Origin of the sequence: Paraburkholderia dilworthii (genome assembly GCF_000472525.1) — a bacterium.
Classification (GTDB): domain Bacteria; phylum Pseudomonadota; class Gammaproteobacteria; order Burkholderiales; family Burkholderiaceae; genus Paraburkholderia; species Paraburkholderia dilworthii.
This window is the reverse complement of sequence record NZ_AWZT01000137.1, coordinates 1-1,276: the sequence shown is the minus strand read 5'-3', so window position 1 is coordinate 1,276 and position 1,276 is coordinate 1. Positions and strand designations below refer to the sequence as shown.

1 protein-coding gene is annotated in these 1,276 nt (G+C 61.7%); it reads right to left on the bottom strand.

Going from position 1 to position 1,276, the window contains the following annotated elements; genetic code table 11:
* Window positions 1-65 precede the first annotated feature (65 nt).
* Window positions 66-1,276: type VI secretion system Vgr family protein (locus F759_RS39965; RefSeq protein ID WP_036026342.1), on the bottom strand; the 1,211-nt coding region annotated here is incomplete at its 5' end.

Below are 1,276 nucleotides of genomic sequence, written 5' to 3'. Positions count from 1 at the left end.
CTTCAGCGGGAACTCTGCCACGTCGTCTTCCTTGTCAATCTGTCGTGATGAAATGGCGCATGGCTTCAGGCCAGACGCTCGCCCCGGTTGGTGCGGTAATCGGTATGCTCAGGATTGCCATTGAGCGCATCGCGCACCTTGAGGTCGAACTGGCCGCCGTTGCTGAGCCTGACCTGATAGGCCGGCGTACCGAGCTGGTGATCCTTCACGACGATGCGGCCGAATTCGTCGGTGACGCCTTCACCTATCTTTGCTCCGCCCTTGTATAGGTCGTATGGCTCGCTGACGGTCTGGTGTCCCTCACCAGGCAATGCCTGTAACGCGAAATGCAGGTCTTGCTGCATGGGCGGCACCATCGGCAACACTGGCTTGCCCACGTTGTCCGGTCCCGTAAATACACGACTGGCGGCATGGACTGCAAAGCCACCAGATGTACCGCTTCTGATCTGCCCGGCGTTCCAGCGGGTAAAGCTGCCGCCGCCGCTGATTTCGACCTCTTCCTTCGCGCTGATGCTGATCCTGTTCGCGGTGACCGTGACATTCAGCTTCGCGAGCAGATTGATGCTGTCCTTCAGGGCCTTGAGATCGATATCGCCACCTGCGGCGATCAGGTTCATCCCCGCCTTGACGCAGAAGAGCCTGATCCCGTTTCTGACACTTGCCAGCAGTCGTCCACCTGCTGACAGGCTCAAATGGTGACCGCAGGTCAGCGCGATATGCTCGCCACTCGCAACGTGTGTCGATTGCGCCGTTGTGGTTTCGATACCGGCAGGGCTGGCGAGCACCAGATGTGGGCTAGCCAGTTCAGGGAAGTTTCCTTCGGCGCTGTTGCCACCGCTTCCCCTGATCGCATCGTTTTGCGCCTTGATCGCCTTTGCAACATCGCTCTGGTCGCTGTCCTGATCCGGCGCCCGATTCTGCTGCGCCAGTCCGGAGAGACTTTCATGCTGCTCGCGCGCCTGCGTCAGCCGCTGCACCGTCTCAGCCATATCCTTCATGGGGACCGACGCACCCTCACGGGCCTCGGTCGTAATCAGCATGCCCCGGTTCGCCCGCATCACCGCGTGCGCGTCAGTCGCGATCTCGATCCCCTCGCCGCGTGCCTCCTGCCGTCCCCTGTCTCCGTTGATGCGCACGTTGTAACCGGCTACGAAGCGCGAGTTCGCATGGTCGCTTGCCATCTGCACCTGAAGCCTGCCGGGCGTGTCGTCGGTCACCACCATGTTCGATGCGCGCCACGGCGCGGCCAGTTCCTGGCTGCGCCAGCCCGACAGTG